This window comes from Leucobacter sp. GX24907 (assembly GCF_053567335.1).
Genome location: NZ_JBSGPD010000007.1, coordinates 17,508 through 35,532, shown reverse-complemented (window position 1 = coordinate 35,532; position 18,025 = coordinate 17,508). Strand labels below are relative to the sequence as shown.

The following is an 18,025-nucleotide window of genomic DNA, read 5'->3' as shown; positions in this document are numbered from 1 at the left end:
ATCTGCCGCGTTACCGAGATGCGCGTGCTCGGGACGAGCGGCCGAAGGCCGGAAGTGAAAAGCTGGAAGCGAACGGCGGGAAGTGAGCGCTGCCCGCCCTACTCAGCCGAGTCCCGCTCATCGAGGTCGCGCAGAGTCTCCATGTCCTCCTCGTCGATCGTGAACCCCAATTCGGCGTTCTCGCGCATGTGCTTGGGGTTCGCGGTCTTCGGCAGCGGTTGCGCGCCAAGCTGCAGTGCGTAGCGGATGCACAGTTGCGGCACGCTCGCCCCGTACTTCGCCGCGATCGCGGTGATCTGCGGCCGCCCCAGCAGCTTGCCATGGGCGATCGGCGAGTAGGCCTGCACAAGAATGCCCGCGCGCTCGCAGTACGACATCAACTCAGATGGGGTGTTGCCGGCGTGGAGCAGGATCTGATTGACCTGCGGAGCGACGGTGCCGTTCTTCAGGATGTTGTCGAGATCCTGCTGCAGGAAGTTCGAGACCCCGATCGAGCGGACCGCGCCTGACTGATGCGCTGCTTCGAGTGCGCGCCAGGCCGCAAGGTTGCCCTCGGAGTAGTCGCCACCACGAAAGTCGTCCCAAGGCTGGGGGCTGTGAATCAGCATGAGGTCGATGTACTCGATCTCGAGCTTCGTAAGCGACTCGTCGATCGCGGCCACCGCCTCGTCGTAGTCTTTGATCTCTGCGGCGAGCTTCGTCGTCACGAAGAGCTCTTCGCGCGCGACACCGCTCGTGCGCACACCCTCACCGACACCTCGCTCGTTGCCGTAGGCCTGCGCGGTATCGATGTTGCGGTAGCCGATCTCGATCGCGGAGCGCACGGCATCGGCTGCCCGGTCGTCGTCGATGAACCAGGTGCCGAGGCCGAGCTTCGGAATCTTCGCGCCGTTCGACAGCGTGTAGTTCTCGTTCAGGATCATCGTGTCGCTCCTGCCTCAGGTGCCGGCTTCGGTGCCGGCTACAGTGCGCGAGGTCCGGGGTTCTGGCCCTGGCTGCGCCGTGTTCGGGTGCTCCGGACTCCAGAATAGGCACGAGATCAGAGCATTCGCAGCCCGCGGAGCGTCTCCAAGTCCAGGATCGTCTCGATGACCGGGCCGGCCGTGATCAGATAGATCAGCCCGAGGAACACGGCGTAGGTCAGCGTGAATCCAAAGCAGACGAGTACGTTCTGGCGGTCTGAGAAGTGATCCCGCATCTTCTTCACGAACGAGGAAGGATGGCGGATGTCCCAACTGTTGAAGCGCGGGTAACGACCCAGGTACATGCCGAAGGCGATCAGGATCAGCACGCCTCCGACAGCGATCAGCACCGGTGCGCGAACATAGCTGAGCACTCCGATGTCGTCGAGTGAGAGCGCCAGCAGCGTGTGCGCGGCGAGCACGTTGATCACCGTGTTGACGACTCCCGACATGGCGAGCGTGATCACGAGAATGATGTCGAACCAGAGCGGAACCGGATCGTCATCTTTGCGCTGCGACTGATTGAGCTCCGTGATGAGGTAGCTCGCGTTCGGCAGCATCAGCAGCCAGGCGATCCCGAGCAGCGTGATCGCCGCGTAAGCGAGCGGCCGCGAAACAAGCAACAGGATGATCCAGGCAACGATCGCGACGAGCAAGATGAGGATCGGCGCCACCGACAGCCAAATGTTCCACAGCATCGGCCGGTACAGCTTGGTGCGATACACGAGTGCACGGGCGAGCACGAGCACGACGGCGTACAGGTTCAGGCAGAGCGCACCGATCGCGAGGGTCACCATGGATCTGATTCTCGCAGCACCGGGAGTCAGCGCTTCAGGGCACGCTGCTCCACGAGCTTCTTGACGACGCCGACGACGCTCGGGCTGTACTCACCCCAAGCACGATCGACCCGCGACAGATCGACCTTCCCCGTATGAATCTGCTCGCACAAGCGCAGCCAGCCCTCGCCGGCCGCTCCGGTCAGGGCGAACGCGACGCCGGCGTTGACCGCGCTGCCGACCCCCGGAATCAGCTTCACAAAACTCCGTGCCAGAGCCTGTCCGGTGATCTGCGTACCCATCTGTGCGAGCGCCGAAGCCGACAGCATCGTGGTCATCTCGAGCTCGTAGATCGCCGAGATGCGTCCCATCATTCCGAGCTGGATCGGCGCCAGCGTCGCCGCGTCTGCGATCGGGATGGGAACGGCGGCTGCGGCTGCGGCTGCTGAGGAGGCTGCCGCGATGACCGGCCGCGCCATCTCCCTCTTCCACGGGAGGTTGAGTCGTTGCGCGATGCGAAACGCATCCTTCTCGTTCTCCGGCGATAAGGCGAGAGTGTCCGCCACGAGATCACCGAGGCCATGCCCCGCTTCCTTCCCGTTTCTCCCATGGGCCGAGGTGAGCACCACTCGGCGGACAGGCAGATGGAGCGGCCGACCGTGCTCATCGACGGGATGCTCCAGCCAGTCGCGGAACTCCTCCACATCCTTCGGTGCCCGATACTTTCCGGTGACCGGGTTCCTCGTCCAGGCGACCTTCGTGAGCACGAGGATCACCGGCAGTCCGGCCGCATCGAGTTCACGGATCATCTCGACGTCGGGGCGGGTGAGCCGGTCGGCGGTGGAAGCGACGCAGTACCAGACGACTGCGATCTGCTCGTCGGCCGGCCGCTCGGAGATGGTGCGCAGGTGGGCGCGCAGCGTCTCACCCGGAGCGGCCGTGGATCCGATCTCGAAACCCTCGAAATCCCAAATGCCTAACGACTGGTCGTGGTAGTAATTCACGCCGCTCGTCACGGGCAGACCCTTGCCGACTCTTGCGTGCTCGCGCCCGAACACGGCGTTGACGAGCGATGACTTGCCGACGCCGGTGCCGCCCACGATGGCGAGATTGAAACGTCCGTATTTGTGCTGGGTCTGCGCGCTGGCCTCGACGAACGGTGCCCGGGTCGGGATGGGCACGGTGTCGTCCGTGCGATCAGGGAGTGAGTTCGTCATCTCGGTGCTCCGCTCCATTCGGTCCGATTCTCAGAGGTGCCGCGTGCACGGCGCTCGCCGCAGAGAAGGTGCAGGTCAGAATAGTCCCTCGGCATGAACGGATCGGGGATGCGTCCGTCAGTTCAGCGCGATGATGCCCACGTTGAGCGTCGATGCGTAGAGCAGCCACAGAAGGTAGGGGAGAAGCAACCAGGCTGCGATCCTCGAATGCCTACCCACCGCTCGCATGAGCAACACCACGGTCACCATCAGCGCGATGATGACCACGAGCGCACCCCACCAGGCCAAATTGCCCACGACCGGATAGCCGGCGAAGAAGAGCGGGGTCCAAGCGGCGTTGAGCACGAGTTGGATCACGAAGAGCCGGAGCGCCTCATGCGCGTGGTTCGAGCGGCCCTTGCCCGCGTATCCCGCCCGCCACGTCAGGAAGCCCGCCGCCGCGATCATCACGTAGAGCACGGACCAGACCGGGCCGAAGACGGCGCCCGGAGGATTCCACGGCACCTTCGTGGCGTCCGCGTACCAGCCATCGACGTTCGGCGAAGTCGCGAGCGAGCCGAAGAGTGCGACCGCGGTGACCGCGACGAGGAGTATTGCCGCGATTGCGATCTGTCGTGTGGTGCGTGGGGTGGGGGTTGTCGTTGCGGTTGCGGTTGCCTCTGTCGCTTGGTTCGACTCTCCCATGAAGTTCTCTCGCATGGCCCCGCCCCTCCCGCTCGTGATTGATCGTCGAGCCTACGCGTTGGCCGGGGCTCTCGAAACCCCCTTGCTCCGAGGCACCGCAGCCAGGGTCGGCTTCGCGCTCCCGGCCCAGACCCCACACCTTGACCCCGAGGCTGCGCACCCGGCCCTGCCCACCGAGATGAGGATTGTGGGTGCTTCAGCGACGGGAAGCAACAACAATGCTCATCTCGCGTGGGGAAAGGAGGGCGGGTTGGCAAGGGAGCCGGGCGCGAACGCCTCAGCTCCGGAGCAGCGCACGCAGCGAGACGATCAAGCTCGCCGTGATGATGAGCGCGATGCCGATCCACTCATTGAGCAGGAGCACCTGCCCGAGCACCACGAGCCCGGCGAGCGCCGCCCACACGGGATTGAGGCTTGTGAAGATGCCGAACACTCCGGCTGGCACGCGACGCAGGGCCAGCATGTCGGCCACGAAGGGCACGATCGAGGCGAGCACGCCGCAGGCGAGGGCGGCGAGGATCGCTCCGAGTGTCGGTGGGTGGAGGATGAACCAGGTGATGCCGACTGGCACCCACAACGCGCCGGTGATGAGGCTCGCGGCCGCGGTGCCCTCGAGGCCGGGGAGTCGCTGTCCGACGGAGCGAGTAATCAGGATGTAGGCGGCCCATCCCCCGGCTGCGACGAGCGCTAGGGAGATGCCGAGCACGTCAGTCGAGGGCCCCGGGTTGGTCAGGGTGACGACGCCGACACCGGCGAGAACGGCGCAGATGATGTCGATGAGCCGACGCGACGACGCGATCGCGATGGAGAGCGGGCCGAGGAACTCGAGGGTGATCGCGAGCCCGACACCGATTCGTTCGATCGCGAAGTAGAGCGGAAGGTTCATGAGGTTCATCACGAGCACGAGGCCGAGGATCGGCAGCCACTGATCGCGTCGGAGTCCGCGAAGGCGGGGGCGTACGAGTGGCACCAAGACGAGGGCGGTGAGGATCTGCCTCACCGCGACCACGCCGACCGGTCCGATGGTGGGGAACGCCTTGGCGCCCACCGAGGCGCCGACAGGCATCAGCATGGAGCTGGTCAGCATCAGGGCAAAGCCGGTGGCGCGCTGCCGAGGCGTCGCAGTGTCGGCGGACAGCGGCGGGTGTGCTTCGAGCGGGGTGCCCCGCAGCGGAGCGCCTTCGGGGGCGCCCGGCGCAGTGGCGTGGACGACAGGGATCGAGGCGGTGGTCATGAGGCCAGAATATGGCCGGTTTCGCTATTGACCTAGTGCATGATCTCTGAGATCTATACGCTGAAGTCATGGACTGGACTCTGCGTGAACTCCGCTTCCTGATCACCTCCGTCACCGCAGGGTCGTTCACCGATGCCGCAAGCGAGTTGCACGTCTCGCAGGCCGCCGTATCTCGCACGATCGCGAGTCTCGAGCGGACGGTCGGAGCGCGTTTGCTGCGTCGGGCGGCTCACGGTTGCGAGCCCACTCCGGAAGGGCAGCGTGTCGTCGCCGAGGCCCGTCGGGTGCTGGCGGAAGCCGACCGTTTCGAGACCTTCTTGCGAACCCGGCACGATGTGATCAGACTCGGCTACGCGTTCGGAGGCCTCGGGCGTCACACATCGGCGCTGCAGCGGCGGTGGGCCAAAGATCACCCCGGCATCGAGTTGCAGCTCGTACGGTTCAACGCGCCGACTGCGGGGCTGATGGAGGGGCGCAGCGACGTCGCGATCGTGCGCCGTGAGATGGATGAGCGGCGCTTCGAGTCCGTCGTCGTCGGACTCGAACGTCGCCTTGCAGCGTTCGCCTCAGACGACGAGCAGTGGGGGCGTCGGCGACAGATCGGCATGGCGGAGTTTCTCGATCGGACGGTGCTCGTGGATCCGGCGGTCGGCATCACGCTGCCATCTCTGTGGGACGGCTACGATCGTCGCCCCGACTTCCTCGAGACCACCGACGTCGACAGCTGGCTCGATGTCATCGCGGCTGGTCGAGCGGTGGGTACGACGACTGAGGCGACGGCCTTCCACCACCCTCGACCCGGCGTCACGTATCAGCCGGTGAAAGATGGCCCGCGTGTGCCGGTGCGTCTGGCCTGGTGGCGCGACAGCCGACCGCGAGGGGTCGACGAGCTGATCGACGCCGTGACTCGCCTCTATCACGCTTGACCTCAGGCAAGAACCCCGCTTGACCGGGGTTTTTCCCAGCTCGACCGAGGATCCGCGGGCGAAATCACTTCTCCCCGGGTTTGCGCGATGACGCGAAGCCCGAAACAGTAGTGAGGGTAATCGATCAGCGACAGAACGGCATACCGACTATGAGCGATTCGACGCCAGACCCTTCCACGCCCGGCTCCGCGACCGGCGCTGGGCCCGACGCCGGAGCCACTCCGGCAGCCACTCCGGCGGCCGCTGCGACGGCGGACGCGCGCCCCACGATGACACAGGCGGCAGCCCAGGCAGCAGCTGCACCGCCTGCGACGGAGCCGGTGATCCCGCTCGATCCGACGCTCCCTGAGACGGTGCACCTGCCGCTGTCCGTGCACATCGCCGAAGACGACTCCGACGATGAGATCACCCAGAAGCTGCGTAGCCACGGGGTGAAGATCGGCAAGGGCATGATCGCGCCCGGCGTCTTCTGGCCGTCGCTGCTCGTAATCGTTGGCGTGACCCTCTTCGCGTTCTTCATCCCCGACGCGGCGGGCGAAGTGTTCGGTGCGGTGCAGGGCTGGATCGTCGAGAACCTCGGCTGGTACTACATGCTCACCGTCGCCGCCTTCATCGCGGTGGCCGCGTTCATCGGCTTCTCGCGTATGGGTCGCATCACCCTCGGCCGTGATGGCGACAAGCCCGAGTTCGGCGTGCTCTCGTGGTTCGCCATGCTCTTCGCCGCGGGCATGGGCATCGGCCTCGTCTTCTACGGCGTGGGCGAGCCGCTGACCTACGCGACCGTGCAGCCGAAGCCCGGCTGGAGCGGCGACCAGGCGGAGCTGGCCGGTCTCGCGATGGCGCAGACCTTCGTCCATTGGGGGCTCCACCCCTGGGCGATCTACGCAGTCATCGGGCTGTCAGTCGCCTACGCGATCCACCGCCGCGGCCGCCCCGTCTCGATCCGCTGGGCGCTTGAACCCCTCTTCGGCGAGAAAGTGAAGGGATGGACGGGCGACCTTATCGACGTGCTCGCCATCTTCGGCACCGTCTTCGGTGTCGCCACCTCGTTGGGCCTCGGCGTGCAGCAGATCTCGGCCGGCATGGCCGAGATCGGCATCGTCGACAGCGTCGACAACACCTTGCTCGTGGTGCTGATCCTGGTCATCACGTTCATCGCGACGCTTTCGGTGGTGAGCGGCATCGGCGCAGGCATGAAGTGGCTCTCGAACATCAACCTCTCACTGGCGGGCGCGCTGCTCATCAGCGTGCTGCTGCTCGGTCCGACTGTGTTCCTGTTCAGGACGTTCACGGAGTCGATCGGTCTGTATCTCGCGAACTTCATGGGGATGACCTTCGACGTGGGGGCGTTCCAGGCGGGCGAGGCGACGAGCTGGTTCTCGGGATGGACGATCTTCTACTGGGGCTGGTGGATCTCGTGGTCGCCGTTCGTCGGCATCTTCATCGCGCGGATCTCCCGCGGACGCACGGTGCGCCAGTTCATCGCGGGTGTGATGCTCGTGCCAACGCTCGTGGGCTTCCTGTGGTTCTCGGTGATGGGTGGTTCGGGTCTCTTCCGCCAGCTGTTCGGCGCCGGCGACCTGGTCGAGGACGGGGCCGTGCACGTCGAGAGCGCGCTGTTCCAGGTGCTCGGTGATCTGCCCTTCGGCATGATCTTCTCGGTGATCGGGATCCTGCTCGTCGCGATCTTCTTCATCACGTCATCCGATTCGGGATCGCTCGTCGTCGACATGCTCGCCTCGGGCGGCCACCCCAACCCGCCGGTCTGGTCGCGCGTGGTGTGGGCGGCGCTCGAGGGCGCGGTCGCTATCGCGCTGCTCATCGCGGGCGGCCTCCAGTCTCTGCAGGCCGCTGCGCTTGCGACGGCGCTGCCCTTCAGCATCGTGCTGCTGCTGATGAGCTGGGCGACGATCAAGGCGCTGCGCATCGACGACAAGGTGCTGGATCGGGCCGAGCGCATGGAGCGTGTCGATCGGCTCACGGCGCACGTTACGAACGAGCTCGCGGGCACGCTGTCGGAGAATCCGCAGGTGGAGTCCTGGGTCGACGATCGCATCGACTACCGGCTGTCGCGTACGCGCGGCATGCGTGACCGCAAGCCGCACGAGGGCGGTCCGCGCCGCTGACCTCTGTGTCGCCGCTGACCTCGGTGCCGGGCGGGTACTGCTCGCGACCCGCTCCGTCCGGCTCCCGTCCCCGTCCGGCTCCCGTCACCGGCAATGGGGCACGAAGTGTCGTTAATCTGAGGTGATAGCGACAGAACGCGCCCTATTGCTCACGCGTCGACGCCGGGGTGAGGATCAGCGGGCCGCCGCGACCGCGTCCAGTTCGATGCGCTTCTGCCCACGGAACCCCGCCACCTGGACGGTCGTGCGTGGCGGCAGCGTCAATCCGTCGAACATGCGCAGGTAGGCGGTGTTGTATTCGTCGAACTCTCCGAGGTCCGACAGGTAGACGGTGATCTTCAGGATCCGGTCCCGTGACGATCCGGCGTCATACAGCACCGTGTCGAGGTTCGCGAAGACCTGCTCGACCTGCGCGGTCATGGTCTCGGCGATGCTGCCGTCGGCGGCGACTGGCACCTGCCCACATGCCCAGACGGTGCCGCCGAAGCTCGCTGTCGCCGAGTAGGGGCGGGGTTTGCCGTCTCCATGGCTGCGGTAGGCGACGTCGTTCATCGGGTGTCCTCTCGTTCGGGTTGCAGGTAGCCGCGGGCGATGCGTTTGAGCCCGAGCCAGGCTTCGGCGTCGACGTGCACTCCGTGAACGGCGGCATCGCGGCGGATCGCCGCGCGTTCTTCGTCAGTGGTCCAGGTGAGCACGGCGGCGAAATCGTCGTCCACCGCTTCTGGCGGGAGGGCGATGACGCTGGACGTGTCGGGCTCGGGCAGAGGGATTCCCGCCGCAGCGAGTGTCGCGAGCACGGAGTGCTCGGATCCCAGCAGCGATCTGTGACCTGCGGCATCCGCGCCGAGGCGCCCGCTCGGGGTGGCGCATCGCACCGCGAACGCGCGCTCAGTGCGATCGACCACGAGGATCGCCTGGCCTGTGATCGCCGCGGCCCGAATGAGTGGTGCCTCGAGCAGCTCGGGAGCGCTGCCGGCGAGGCCGGGTCCGCAGTCGACGGTATTGATAGGTCCGGTATTGATAGGCCCGGTGTTGATACTCGGGGTGCGGGGATCTGGCGTTTCGTCGGCCGAGTCGCCGCGGTTGTGTACCCCCGCCCTGGCCACGGCGGCGGTGAGATCGAGGATCAGCTGCCCGGCGCGCAGCGGCCCGGAGAGGTCGCCGGTGACGATGGTCTGCGATCCGGAGCGCGTGGACGAGAGCCCGGTTTGGGGCCACGGGCCGCTCGCGAGGTCTTCTACGAGTGCGGAGACGCCGGTTCCGTGCTGCACCTCGGTGTACTGCGCCGCTTCGGCCGCTGCGGTGGCCTCTCCGTGACTGGCGCCGGTCGCGACGAGTGCGCGGTAGGCGACCTCGCGGATCTCGCGGATGCTCCGACGGAATGTGCCGTCGGCCCCGACCGGTTCGGCCGCGGCCGCGTCGGCGGTGCCGGCCTTGCGCACGATCGGCGCGTCACCGCTGCGCATATCGGTCATGCCGGTGCTCATCGCGCACCTCCCGTCGCTGTCGAGCTCGTCATCGCAGCGGTGCCAGTCGCCGCAGCCGGGCCATGCGCCGCTGCGGTGTCGGCTGCGGCGGCGGAGCCGGGAGTCGCGGCCGCCGGCATGCCGGGGAAGACCGTGTCGAAGAGGCGCAGCCAGTTCTCGCCGAGCACTCCGGTCACGGTGGTCTCGTCGAGCCCGGCGGCAAGCAGCCCGTCGGTGATGCGGGGGAAATCTGAGGGGCCCGCGAACCACTCCGGCCAGGCGGGCCAGGTGGCCGGTTGCTCGGTCGGGGGGCGCCAGCGTCCACCGCGCAGCCACTCGACGAAGCCGTTGTCCCAGTTGCGAGTGCAGTCGCTGCCGAGTGCGACGTGCTCGGGCCCGATCTCGTCGACGAGGCGGCGCACCATGTCGCAGAATCCATCGAGGGAGGCTTCGGCTCCGCCGATCACGAGCGGGTACAGGCAGCAGCCCACGACCCCGCCCTTCTCGGCGACCGCGCGCAGCACCTCGTCGGGCTTGTTGCGCGGGTTGTCGACGTACCAGGTCGGGTTCGAGTGGGTGATTGCGACGGGCTGCAGAGACGCCTCGGCCGCATCGATCGAGGTGCGGTTGCCGACGTGCGAGAGATCCACCAGCATGCCGACCCGGTTCATCTCGGCGATGATGTTGCGCCCGAAGCGGGTGAGCCCGCTGTCGTGCGGTTCGTAGCAGGACCCGCCGACGGTGTTCTGCAGGTTGTAGGTGAGCTGCACGATCTTCACGCCGAGCCGTGAGAAGGCTTCGACGAGGCGGTAGTCGTCGCCGAACAGGCTCGTGTTCTGGGTGCCGAGCACGATGGCGACGCGACCGTCGCGCTTCGCCTCGCGAATGTCTGCCGAGGTCTCAGCGAGCGTCATCAGGTCAGCATTGCGCGCGGCGAACTGGTACCACTCGGCGACCATGCGCAGCGATTCCTCAGCGCCCTCCCAGACGGTGACGGTGGCGTTGGCCGCCGTGACGCCGCCCGCGATGAGCTCTTGGAGCACGTCTCGCGACCAGTTGTTGATCTGCAGCCCGTCGACGACGACGGCTTCGCGATGCAGGCTCATGCCTCGCTCCTCTCAGTGTTGGGGCGGAGCGGGAACATCCACCCATCGTCAGCGGTGCCGGCGGCGAGTTCGGAGACGCGCGGCGCCCCAGAGAGCAGCGTGACGCGCAGCCAGTCGGTCGACTGCGGGTTGTAGTTCTCCATGCCGTACATCGCGAGTTGCACGCGCTGCGGGTCGAGCGGCACGAACTGGCTCGAGAGCAGGTTTGCGCGCAGTTCGGCGTAGGGGAGCCCGCCGACCCGCTGCACACGGACGACCGCGGCGCGTTGCCGCGGGTGCTCGAGCAGGAACTCGCCGACGGTCGTGGTGGCGCCGGTGGTGGTGGCGGAGTCGCTGCCTGCATTCAATGCGTCACGAAGTGCTGCTTCAGCGGGCTTGGTAGTGCCATTTGCGCCGTATTGCGTGCCAGAGTCGGTAGTGGCATCGGTAGCGGCACTGGCGGCGCCGGTGGTAGCGGTACTGGCGTCAGAGTCGAGCCCGCGCAGTGCCTCGCGCAGCTCGAAGACCATCCGTGCGATACCGACACCGTGCTGCACCCGTTCGCCGGGGTGCTCGGAGCCGGTGACGGCTGCTACGGCGCGACGGGGCTCTTCGCTGCTCACCGAGGTGAACCAGAAGCGGTCGCGCTCGGGGGCGGTCGTGAAGTCGAAGGCGTCGATCCACCCGTACTCGCGTTCGATCGTCGCGAGCAGATCTGCGCAGCTCATGCTCGGATCGATGCTGCGCTCTTCGGTGCAGCGCAGCCCGGCCTCGATCTCGGCGTCGAGGTCGCCGGTGAGCTCCACGACCGCGGAGGCGATGATGCCGCGCTCTTCGGGGCCGATCGCCGCGGCTCGATCGTGCAGTTCGCGCCAGGGAAGCTCGATCGGGGTGCCGTCCATGGTTCCGGATCGCCGGTACTCACCCAGCAGCGCGCGCAGGGGCGCGACACGTTCGGCGATCCGCCCCCCTGGTGTGTACGGTGCGCAGTCGTCGTCGCCCTGCTCTCGCAGGAAGAGGAGAAACCTGTCGAGCTGCGCCACGACCGTTTCGACGGCGTCGCTTTCGGGAGCGTCGCGACGCGCGAGTGCGTGCGCGAGAGGCAGTTCGCGTGCATGTATCCACGAGTTCAAGATCTCGGGGTGCTGCACGGCGTAGGGCACGAGGCCGAGCCCCGTGGCGTTGCCGAGGCCGAGGTAGCGACGCCAGTCGCCGCGGAGCCGCACCGCATCCGGGTTGAGTGCAGTCGCGCAGTGCTCGACCAGGTCGTAGCCGAATTCGCGCAGCATCCAGGCCGCCAGCATGTGCGCACGGTACGGGACGGCGAGCGGGTGGTCGGCGGGGAAGCCCTCGAAGTCGCGGATGCCGAACTTGCCGTTGCTGTAGAACGCGGTCGATCGCAGCAGGTACGGTGACAGCCCGAAGGTGTCGGGGTCGGGTTGCCGGCCCTCGGCGAGGCGTCGCGCCACGATGTCGAAGAATCGGGCGCTGCGGTTCGCCCGCCCCCAGATGAGGGTGCCGGCTTCGGCGCGTCCCTCCTCCTGCCGGCTCACCTGCGGTCGGAGTCGCTCGAGGGCCTCATCATCGACGGTGCCCTCGACGAGTGCCGAGGTGACATCCCAGGCCTCGGCGATGACGCGGTCGGTGCGGATGGACTCGTCGATGATCTGCGAGAACACGACGAGGCTCCAGAGGTGGCCCTCGGCGCGCACCTCGTAGACGGCGGTTCCACGACCGGCGCTGTCGAGGTCGAAGCGGGTGCGGTCGATGCGCCAGTCGGCTGCGGCCGCGTGGCGGATGAGGGCGCGGGTGAAGCTGTGCCGGGTCGAGCGCGCTCCGCCGAGGTCGTGCATCGACATCACGGTGTCGGCGGGGCGCAGCTCGACGTGCGTATCCGCCGCGGTGCCTGGCACTGATTCGGTCTTCGCCGCTTGTGCGGTGTGCTCGGTTGCGATGGTCATGGTGCGGGTCTCGTCGGTTCAGGCTTCGGGCGCGAGGCGATAGTAGGCGGCCTTCGTGATGCTGAAGAACTCGGCGGCCGAGTCGGAGGCCTGCTCGCGCGGCGCCGGGAAGGAGGACGCCGCGAGCCCGCCGAAGGGGGCGTGCACCTCTGACCCGGTGGAGGGTGCGTTGATCTTCACGATGCCGGCGGTGACCTCGTTCACGCAGCGGCGGATCGCCGCCTCGTCGCGGGTGAAGACGGAGGCCGTGAGGCCGAACGCGGTGGAGTTCGCGAGCGCGATGGCCGCGTCGAGGTCGGCTGCACGCAGCAGCACGGGCACCGGCCCGAAGACCTCTTCGCTGCAGATCGTGAGTGACGGGTCGCCCTCGAACAGCGTCGGCTGCACCCAAGCGCCGGGGGTCTCGGGCACGTCTGCGGTGGCGAGCACGGCGGCGCCCTCGCGCTTCGCCTGCTCGATTGAGGCGTTCACCTCGTCGGCGGCGCGCTGCGAGATGAGCGGCCCCACCTGCGTCCCGTCATCGAGTCCGCGGCCCACGCGCAGCGCCGACACTCGCTCGATGAGCGCGGCGCGCAGTTCGTCGTAGGCGTCGCCGACCGCGATGATGCGGCGGGTGGCGGTGCACTTCTGACCGGTGCTGTTCGTCGCCGCGGTGATCGCCATGGTGGCGGCGTTCGCGATGTTCGCATCGGGCATGACGATGGCGGGGTTATGGCCGCCGAGCTCCATCTGCAAGCGCCCGCCACGGGGTACGACGGTGTCGCGGATCGAGGCTCCCACTTCGACCGAGCCCGTGAACGTCACGGCAGCGATCTCGGGGTGGGCGACGAGCGCACCGCCGAGCGAACCGGGGGCGAGTACGAGGTTCAGCACCCCGGAAGGGACTCCGGCATCGACGAGGATCTCGGCGAATGCGACGGCCATCGCGGGGGTGTCGCTGGCCGGCTTCCACACGACCGGGTTGCCCCACAGCAGGGCTGGCGCGATCTTCCAGGCGGGAATCTGCAGGGGGAAGTTCCAGGGCGTGATGACGCCGACGGGGCCGACGGGGCGGCGCACGGTGCGGACGATCTCGTCGGCGGAGCCTGACGGGTAGGTGGCGCCGTCGGGGCGGCGCGCGGCTTCCGCGTGGTAGTGCAGGGTCTCGACTGTTGCGCCGACCTCGAGGCGGGAGTCGCCGAGGGTCTTGCCGTGCTCGCGCGTCATGAGTACTGCGAGCTCTTCGGCGCGTTCGGTCACGAGTTCGGCCGCTCGGCGCAGGACGCCTCCTCGAGCGAGAATGCCCATGGCATCCCAGGTCTGAGCTGCGCCCGCAGCGGCGCTGACTGCGGATTCGAGCTGCTCGGCCGTCGCCGTCGTGTACTCGGCGACCGGGGCGCCGCCCGGGTCTGCGGGGTCGATGCTTCGAGCGGGCGTGCCCGCGCCCGCGATCCACTCGCCTGCGATGAGGTGTTTGAGGGGGGCGGGGGACTGGCTCATATGCGATCTCTCCTGTGCTGGGAACAATTGGTCGTGTGTGAAACGTCGGCGCTGTTCGGCACGTTCGTGACTGTCGTGCTGCCGGCCGTTGGTGCACGCTGTCATGCGTTTGTGCGGACGTGCGTTGAGCGCCACGTTAATGAGACTGAAGTGTGTTCGTCAATGAGATGTTTTGTCTCGATTGATTCATATTCATGATTGATGTAGAACCGAGGTATGGATCTCAGACAGGTCGAGTGCGCGGTGGCCGTCGCGGAGGAGCTGCATTTCGGGCGTGCGGCGGATCGCCTGCGCGTGCCGCAACCATCACTCTCGAGGCAAGTGCGCGACCTTGAACGCGAACTCGGTGTGCGCCTCTTCGAACGCACGAGTCGAAGAGTGGAGATCACGGCGGCCGGCGAGGCCTTCGTGGATTCCGCCGGTCGTCTGCTCGCGATGGTCGACGAGACACGCAGCGCGGCCCGCGCGGCAGCTGAAGGGGCGACGGGCCGAGTCACGCTCGGGTTCGTCTCATCGGCCGCGATCCGCGCCCTGCCCGCCGTGATCGCCCTGCAGCGAGAACGTGCGCCCCGCGTGCGCGTGACGCTGCGTGAGATGAGTTCGACGGGTCAGGTGGAGGCGCTGCGAGCGCGATCGATCGATGTCGGGATCGTCCGAGACCTCGCCGACCCCGAAGGGCTGCGGACGACGCCGCTCTTCCGGGAGCCGCTGTACGCCGCTGTTCCTTTGGGGCACCCGTTACTCGGCAGCGGCAGCAACGGCGATGGCGGCAGTGATGCCGATCGCGACAGCGCCTCTGGCGTCGAATGCCGCAGACTCGTCGAGTTCGACCTGGTGACACTGCCCACGGCCGCAGCACCGCGCATTCGGGGGCTGCTCGAGAGCGCAGCGCACGTCTCAGGTACCGCGTTGCGTTGCGCGCAGGAGGCCAGTCAGTATGCGACGCTGTTGGCGCTCGTCGCGGCGGCGGTAGGTGTCGCGGTGATCCCCGACTCGGTGCGCGGACTGCGGCAGCACGACGTCCGCTACCTGCCGCTGCGTGACGCCGGAGCCTGGAGTGAGCTTCGGGCGATCATCCGTGACGACGAGAGCGCTCCTGCGGCCCGCGGCTTGCATGCGACGGCCGTCAATGCGTTGCGTGGTGCTGATCAAGGGGCAGGATCAGCAACGGGACCGGGCGGAATCACACCCGTGTAATTCATCCACAGCCTGTGGAGGAATCGGTGGACAACCCGGTGAACCGGGTGCGGGAGGGTCCGGCCGGCAAGCGGAGGTTGCGCCGACCTTTCGTGATTGTTCCCGGACCGTGTCCAAATCGTGAGGCGACGCGGAGCGCCCGGCTCGAACGCCGACTAGACTCTTGCTGATCGGCGCCCCGGCGGGCGCCCCAGCAAGACTCGAGGAGAGAATCAATGAAGATCCGCTACGCGCTCCCCGCGCTCGCCGCAGTCGCGGCCCTGACCCTCACCGGTTGCGTCAACAACGAGGCTTCCGAAGGAGACCCTGACGGAGACTCGGGCAACGTCTCGATCACGACCTGGGAGGACGTGCAGGAGGCCGGCGTACTCGTCGTCGCGACCGACGCCGAGTATCCGCCGAACGAGTACAAGGACGACGCCGGCGAGCCGACCGGCTGGGGCGTCGAACTCGCCAACGCGGTCGCAGCAGAGCTCGGAGTCGAGGTCGAGTGGCAGATCATGGGCTTCGACGCGATCATGCCGCGTATCGAGGAGGGAGTCGTCAACATGGGCTCCTCGTCGTTCACCGATAACCAGGAACGGCAGAAGACGGTCGACTTCGTAAACTATCTGAACGCGGGCAGTCAGTGGGCCGCCCCCGCCGGTGAAGATGTGGACCCCGAGGATGCGTGCGGCCTCACCGTCGCAGTGCAGCAGGGCACCGTGCAGCACACGGATGAGCTGCCGGCGCGCAGCGATCAGTGCGTCGAGGATGGCAAGCCCGCCATCGAGATCCTCCCGTTCGACGGCCAGCCCGAGGTGACCAACGCCGTGATCCACGGCCAGGCCGACGCCTTCTCCGCGGATTCGCCCGTCACGGGCGACGCCGTCGCGAAGACCGACGATCAGCTCCAGATCGTCGGTGAGCTCTTCGACGCCGCACCTTATGGATTCGCAGTGCAGAAGGACTCCGGTATGGCCGAGGCGGTGCAGGAAGCGCTGCAGACGCTGATGGATAATGGCACGTATGAGGAGATCCTGACCGAGGCCGGCATCGAGTCGGGCGCACTGCCCGAGGCGACGATCAACGCGGGCTAACGACAGCGGAGCGAAACGACCCATGACGCACACGAGCCATGCGGAGGCCGGTTCTCCGCAGTCCGATGGGCACGAGGTGCCGCAGCCGATCGAGGCGATTCGGCTGCGGCACCCCTGGCGTAACGCCTTCGCAGTCGTCATCGCCGTCATCGCCCTGCTCTTCCTCTACGACGCGGCCTTCAACCGGCCGGTCTACGCGTGGGACGAGGTCGGCAAGTACCTCTTCGACGTGCGCGTCATCTCGGCGATCGGATACACCCTGCAGCTGACGCTGTACTCGATGGTCATCGCGATCATCCTGGGCGTGATCCTCGCCGTCATGCGGCTCTCACCCAACCCGGTGCTCAGCGCTGTGGCGTGGTTGTTCCTGTGGGTGTTCCGAGGCACTCCGGTGTACGTGCAGCTCACGTTCTGGGGTCTCATCGGCGTCATCTACAAGACGATCGACATCGGGGTCCCGTTCACCGAGCCCTGGGTGCAGTTCGACACGAAGTCGCTGCTCAGCTACTTCACGTTGGCCGTCATCGGCCTGGCCCTCAACGAGGCCGCCTACATGGCAGAAATCGTGCGCGCCGGTCTGCTCTCGGTCGACAAGGGTCAGGAGGAGGCGTCGTCGGCGCTCGGGCTCGGCTGGTGGCACACCATGAGCCGCGTGATCCTGCCCCAAGCGATGCGCGTGATCATCCCGCCGACGGGCAACGAGGTCATCTCGATGCTCAAGACCACCTCGCTGGTCACCGCTGTGCCATTCACGCTCGAGCTCTACACGCGCACGCGAGACATCGCGGCCGTGACGTACAAGCCGGTGCCAATGCTGATCGTCGCGTCCATTTGGTACCTCGTAGTCACCTCCATCTTGATGGTCGGCCAGTACTACATCGAACGGCACTTCTCGAAGGGGGTGGGCGCCAGGCCTGACGCGCCGAAGCCCGACGCCGTGATCGGTTCCATCGGCAGCGAGCCGCGCGTGAACGCCGCGCTCACCGTCGACTCGGATGCTCATCGAGATCGGCGCGATCAGGGAGGCAACGCATGAGCGCCACAGCGGCCGCGCAACCGGCAGGCACGCCCATGGTGAGATCTGAGGGCGTCTCGAAGTCGTTCGGTTCGAACACGGTGTTGAAGTCGATCTCACTCGAGGTGAACCGCGGCGAGGTGCTGTGCCTGGTCGGGCCATCCGGATCAGGCAAGTCGACCTTCCTGCGCTGCATCAACCACCTCGAGACCATCAGTGCGGGCCGACTGTGGGTTGACGGCGAGCTCGTCGGCTACCGCCAGCAGGGCGACAAGATCTACGAGCTGCATCCTCGTGAGGCGGCACGTCAGCGACGCGACATCGGCATGGTGTTCCAGCGCTTCAACCTGTTCCCGCACAAGACGGCCCTCGAGAACGTGATGCTCGCACCCGCGCTGCTGAAGAAGGGCGGACGCTCCGCACTGCGGAAGCGGGCGATGGAGCTGCTCGACCGCGTCGGGCTGGCGGATCGCCACGACTACTACCCGGCCCACCTCTCAGGCGGGCAGCAGCAGCGGGTCGCGATTGCTCGTGCACTCGCCATGGATCCGAAGCTCATGCTGTTCGACGAGCCGACCTCGGCTCTCGATCCCGAACTCGTCGGCGAAGTGCTCGATGTGATGCAGGGGCTCGCCGAAAGCGGCATGACGATGATCGTCGTCACGCACGAGATGGGGTTCGCGCGGCGGGTGGCCGACACGCTCGCCTTCATGGACGGCGGTGTGATCGTCGAGGCAGGAGACCCCGCCCAGGTGCTCTCGAACCCGCAGAAGGACCGGACGAAGGCCTTCCTGTCGAAGGTGCTGTAGCCAGGTCCG

General features: G+C 67.0%; 16 protein-coding genes. 6 read left to right on the top strand and 10 right to left on the bottom strand.

Features of this window, described 5'->3' with window-relative positions:
* Window positions 1–98: 98 nt before the first annotated feature.
* From ACUYV6_RS11490 to ACUYV6_RS11470, 5 genes are all read right to left on the bottom strand, one after another.
* Window positions 99–923, bottom strand: coding sequence for an aldo/keto reductase (locus tag ACUYV6_RS11490; protein ID WP_449278816.1), 825 nt, complete (start codon window positions 921–923; stop codon window positions 99–101).
* Between the two features lie 116 nt (window positions 924–1,039).
* Entirely contained in the window at window positions 1,040–1,759 is a 720-nt protein-coding gene (locus tag ACUYV6_RS11485; RefSeq protein ID WP_449278815.1) for a DUF1361 domain-containing protein, read from the bottom strand.
* Between the two features lie 26 nt (window positions 1,760–1,785).
* Window positions 1,786–2,955 (bottom strand): GTPase, encoded by a 1,170-nt coding sequence (locus ACUYV6_RS11480; protein ID WP_449278814.1) that lies wholly within the window; start codon window positions 2,953–2,955, stop codon window positions 1,786–1,788.
* 117 nt (window positions 2,956–3,072) lie between these two features.
* The gene (locus ACUYV6_RS11475; protein ID WP_449278813.1) at window positions 3,073–3,654 is read right to left on the bottom strand and encodes a TspO/MBR family protein; all 582 of its coding nucleotides are present in this window, start codon (window positions 3,652–3,654) and stop codon (window positions 3,073–3,075) included.
* Window positions 3,655–3,916: 262 nt separating this feature from the next.
* The gene (locus ACUYV6_RS11470; protein ID WP_449278812.1) at window positions 3,917–4,873 is read right to left on the bottom strand and encodes an EamA family transporter; all 957 of its coding nucleotides are present in this window, start codon (window positions 4,871–4,873) and stop codon (window positions 3,917–3,919) included.
* Window positions 4,874–4,941: 68 nt separating this feature from the next.
* Between ACUYV6_RS11470 and ACUYV6_RS11465 the strand changes: the two genes are divergently transcribed.
* Window positions 4,942–5,799, top strand: a complete 858-nt coding sequence (locus ACUYV6_RS11465; RefSeq protein WP_449278811.1) for a LysR family transcriptional regulator — start codon at window positions 4,942–4,944, stop codon at window positions 5,797–5,799.
* 269 nt (window positions 5,800–6,068) lie between these two features.
* Window positions 6,069–7,925 carry a BCCT family transporter gene (locus tag ACUYV6_RS11460; protein ID WP_449278860.1) on the top strand — a complete coding sequence of 619 codons (1,857 nt, stop codon included), beginning with the start codon at window positions 6,069–6,071 and terminating at the stop codon, window positions 7,923–7,925.
* Between the two features lie 174 nt (window positions 7,926–8,099).
* Here ACUYV6_RS11460 and ACUYV6_RS11455 read toward each other — a convergent pair whose 3' ends face one another.
* The 5 genes from ACUYV6_RS11455 to ACUYV6_RS11435 are packed head-to-tail and all read right to left on the bottom strand — an operon-like array spanning window position 8,100 to window position 13,916.
* The gene (locus ACUYV6_RS11455) at window positions 8,100–8,477 is read right to left on the bottom strand and encodes a RidA family protein (protein ID WP_449278810.1); all 378 of its coding nucleotides are present in this window, start codon (window positions 8,475–8,477) and stop codon (window positions 8,100–8,102) included.
* Window positions 8,474–9,400 (bottom strand): hypothetical protein, encoded by a 927-nt coding sequence (locus tag ACUYV6_RS11450; protein ID WP_449278809.1) that lies wholly within the window; start codon window positions 9,398–9,400, stop codon window positions 8,474–8,476. Before ACUYV6_RS11450 ends, ACUYV6_RS11455 begins: the two co-directional genes overlap by 4 nt.
* An 8-nt stretch (window positions 9,401–9,408) precedes the next feature.
* A complete protein-coding gene (locus ACUYV6_RS11445; RefSeq protein WP_449278808.1) occupies window positions 9,409–10,497 on the bottom strand; it encodes a membrane dipeptidase in 1,089 nt (362 codons plus the stop codon).
* Window positions 10,494–12,437, bottom strand: coding sequence for a hypothetical protein (locus ACUYV6_RS11440; protein ID WP_449278807.1), 1,944 nt, complete (start codon window positions 12,435–12,437; stop codon window positions 10,494–10,496). The genes ACUYV6_RS11445 and ACUYV6_RS11440 overlap by 4 nt, the downstream gene beginning before the upstream one ends.
* An 18-nt stretch (window positions 12,438–12,455) precedes the next feature.
* Window positions 12,456–13,916, bottom strand: coding sequence for an aldehyde dehydrogenase family protein (locus tag ACUYV6_RS11435; RefSeq protein WP_449278806.1), 1,461 nt, complete (start codon window positions 13,914–13,916; stop codon window positions 12,456–12,458).
* A gap of 216 nt (window positions 13,917–14,132) precedes the next feature.
* On the opposite strand from ACUYV6_RS11435, the gene ACUYV6_RS11430 reads away from it, so the two are divergent.
* The 4 genes from ACUYV6_RS11430 (at window position 14,133) to ACUYV6_RS11415 (ending at window position 18,016) form a co-directional block, all read left to right on the top strand.
* On the top strand, window positions 14,133–15,113 hold the full coding sequence (locus ACUYV6_RS11430; protein WP_449278805.1) for a LysR substrate-binding domain-containing protein: 981 nt from the start codon (window positions 14,133–14,135) through the stop codon (window positions 15,111–15,113).
* A 215-nt stretch (window positions 15,114–15,328) separates the two neighbouring features.
* Entirely contained in the window at window positions 15,329–16,192 is an 864-nt protein-coding gene (locus ACUYV6_RS11425) for an ABC transporter substrate-binding protein (RefSeq protein WP_449278804.1), read from the top strand.
* Between the two features lie 22 nt (window positions 16,193–16,214).
* Window positions 16,215–17,228 carry an amino acid ABC transporter permease gene (locus ACUYV6_RS11420; protein ID WP_449278803.1) on the top strand — a complete coding sequence of 338 codons (1,014 nt, stop codon included), beginning with the start codon at window positions 16,215–16,217 and terminating at the stop codon, window positions 17,226–17,228.
* A complete protein-coding gene (locus tag ACUYV6_RS11415; protein ID WP_449278802.1) occupies window positions 17,225–18,016 on the top strand; it encodes an amino acid ABC transporter ATP-binding protein in 792 nt (263 codons plus the stop codon). Before ACUYV6_RS11420 ends, ACUYV6_RS11415 begins: the two co-directional genes overlap by 4 nt.
* Window positions 18,017–18,025: the final 9 nt, after the last annotated feature.

What these genes read in the sequence shown, in the direction of transcription:
- ACUYV6_RS11490 (WP_449278816.1), bottom strand. Translation starts at nt 923, where the DNA reads ATGATCCTGAACGAGAACTACACGCTGTCGAACGGCGCGAAGATTCCG.
- ACUYV6_RS11485 (WP_449278815.1), bottom strand. Translation starts at nt 1,759, where the DNA reads ATGGTGACCCTCGCGATCGGTGCGCTCTGCCTGAACCTGTACGCCGTC.
- ACUYV6_RS11480 (WP_449278814.1), bottom strand. Translation starts at nt 2,955, where the DNA reads ATGACGAACTCACTCCCTGATCGCACGGACGACACCGTGCCCATCCCG.
- ACUYV6_RS11475 (WP_449278813.1), bottom strand. Translation starts at nt 3,654, where the DNA reads ATGCGAGAGAACTTCATGGGAGAGTCGAACCAAGCGACAGAGGCAACC.
- ACUYV6_RS11470 (WP_449278812.1), bottom strand. Translation starts at nt 4,873, where the DNA reads ATGACCACCGCCTCGATCCCTGTCGTCCACGCCACTGCGCCGGGCGCC.
- ACUYV6_RS11465 (WP_449278811.1), top strand. Translation starts at nt 4,942, where the DNA reads ATGGACTGGACTCTGCGTGAACTCCGCTTCCTGATCACCTCCGTCACC.
- ACUYV6_RS11460 (WP_449278860.1), top strand. Translation starts at nt 6,069, where the DNA reads ATGACACAGGCGGCAGCCCAGGCAGCAGCTGCACCGCCTGCGACGGAG.
- ACUYV6_RS11455 (WP_449278810.1), bottom strand. Translation starts at nt 8,477, where the DNA reads ATGAACGACGTCGCCTACCGCAGCCATGGAGACGGCAAACCCCGCCCC.
- ACUYV6_RS11450 (WP_449278809.1), bottom strand. Translation starts at nt 9,400, where the DNA reads ATGACCGATATGCGCAGCGGTGACGCGCCGATCGTGCGCAAGGCCGGC.
- ACUYV6_RS11445 (WP_449278808.1), bottom strand. Translation starts at nt 10,497, where the DNA reads ATGAGCCTGCATCGCGAAGCCGTCGTCGTCGACGGGCTGCAGATCAAC.
- ACUYV6_RS11440 (WP_449278807.1), bottom strand. Translation starts at nt 12,437, where the DNA reads ATGACCATCGCAACCGAGCACACCGCACAAGCGGCGAAGACCGAATCA.
- ACUYV6_RS11435 (WP_449278806.1), bottom strand. Translation starts at nt 13,916, where the DNA reads ATGAGCCAGTCCCCCGCCCCCCTCAAACACCTCATCGCAGGCGAGTGG.
- ACUYV6_RS11430 (WP_449278805.1), top strand. Translation starts at nt 14,133, where the DNA reads ATGGATCTCAGACAGGTCGAGTGCGCGGTGGCCGTCGCGGAGGAGCTG.
- ACUYV6_RS11425 (WP_449278804.1), top strand. Translation starts at nt 15,329, where the DNA reads ATGAAGATCCGCTACGCGCTCCCCGCGCTCGCCGCAGTCGCGGCCCTG.
- ACUYV6_RS11420 (WP_449278803.1), top strand. Translation starts at nt 16,215, where the DNA reads ATGACGCACACGAGCCATGCGGAGGCCGGTTCTCCGCAGTCCGATGGG.
- ACUYV6_RS11415 (WP_449278802.1), top strand. Translation starts at nt 17,225, where the DNA reads ATGAGCGCCACAGCGGCCGCGCAACCGGCAGGCACGCCCATGGTGAGA.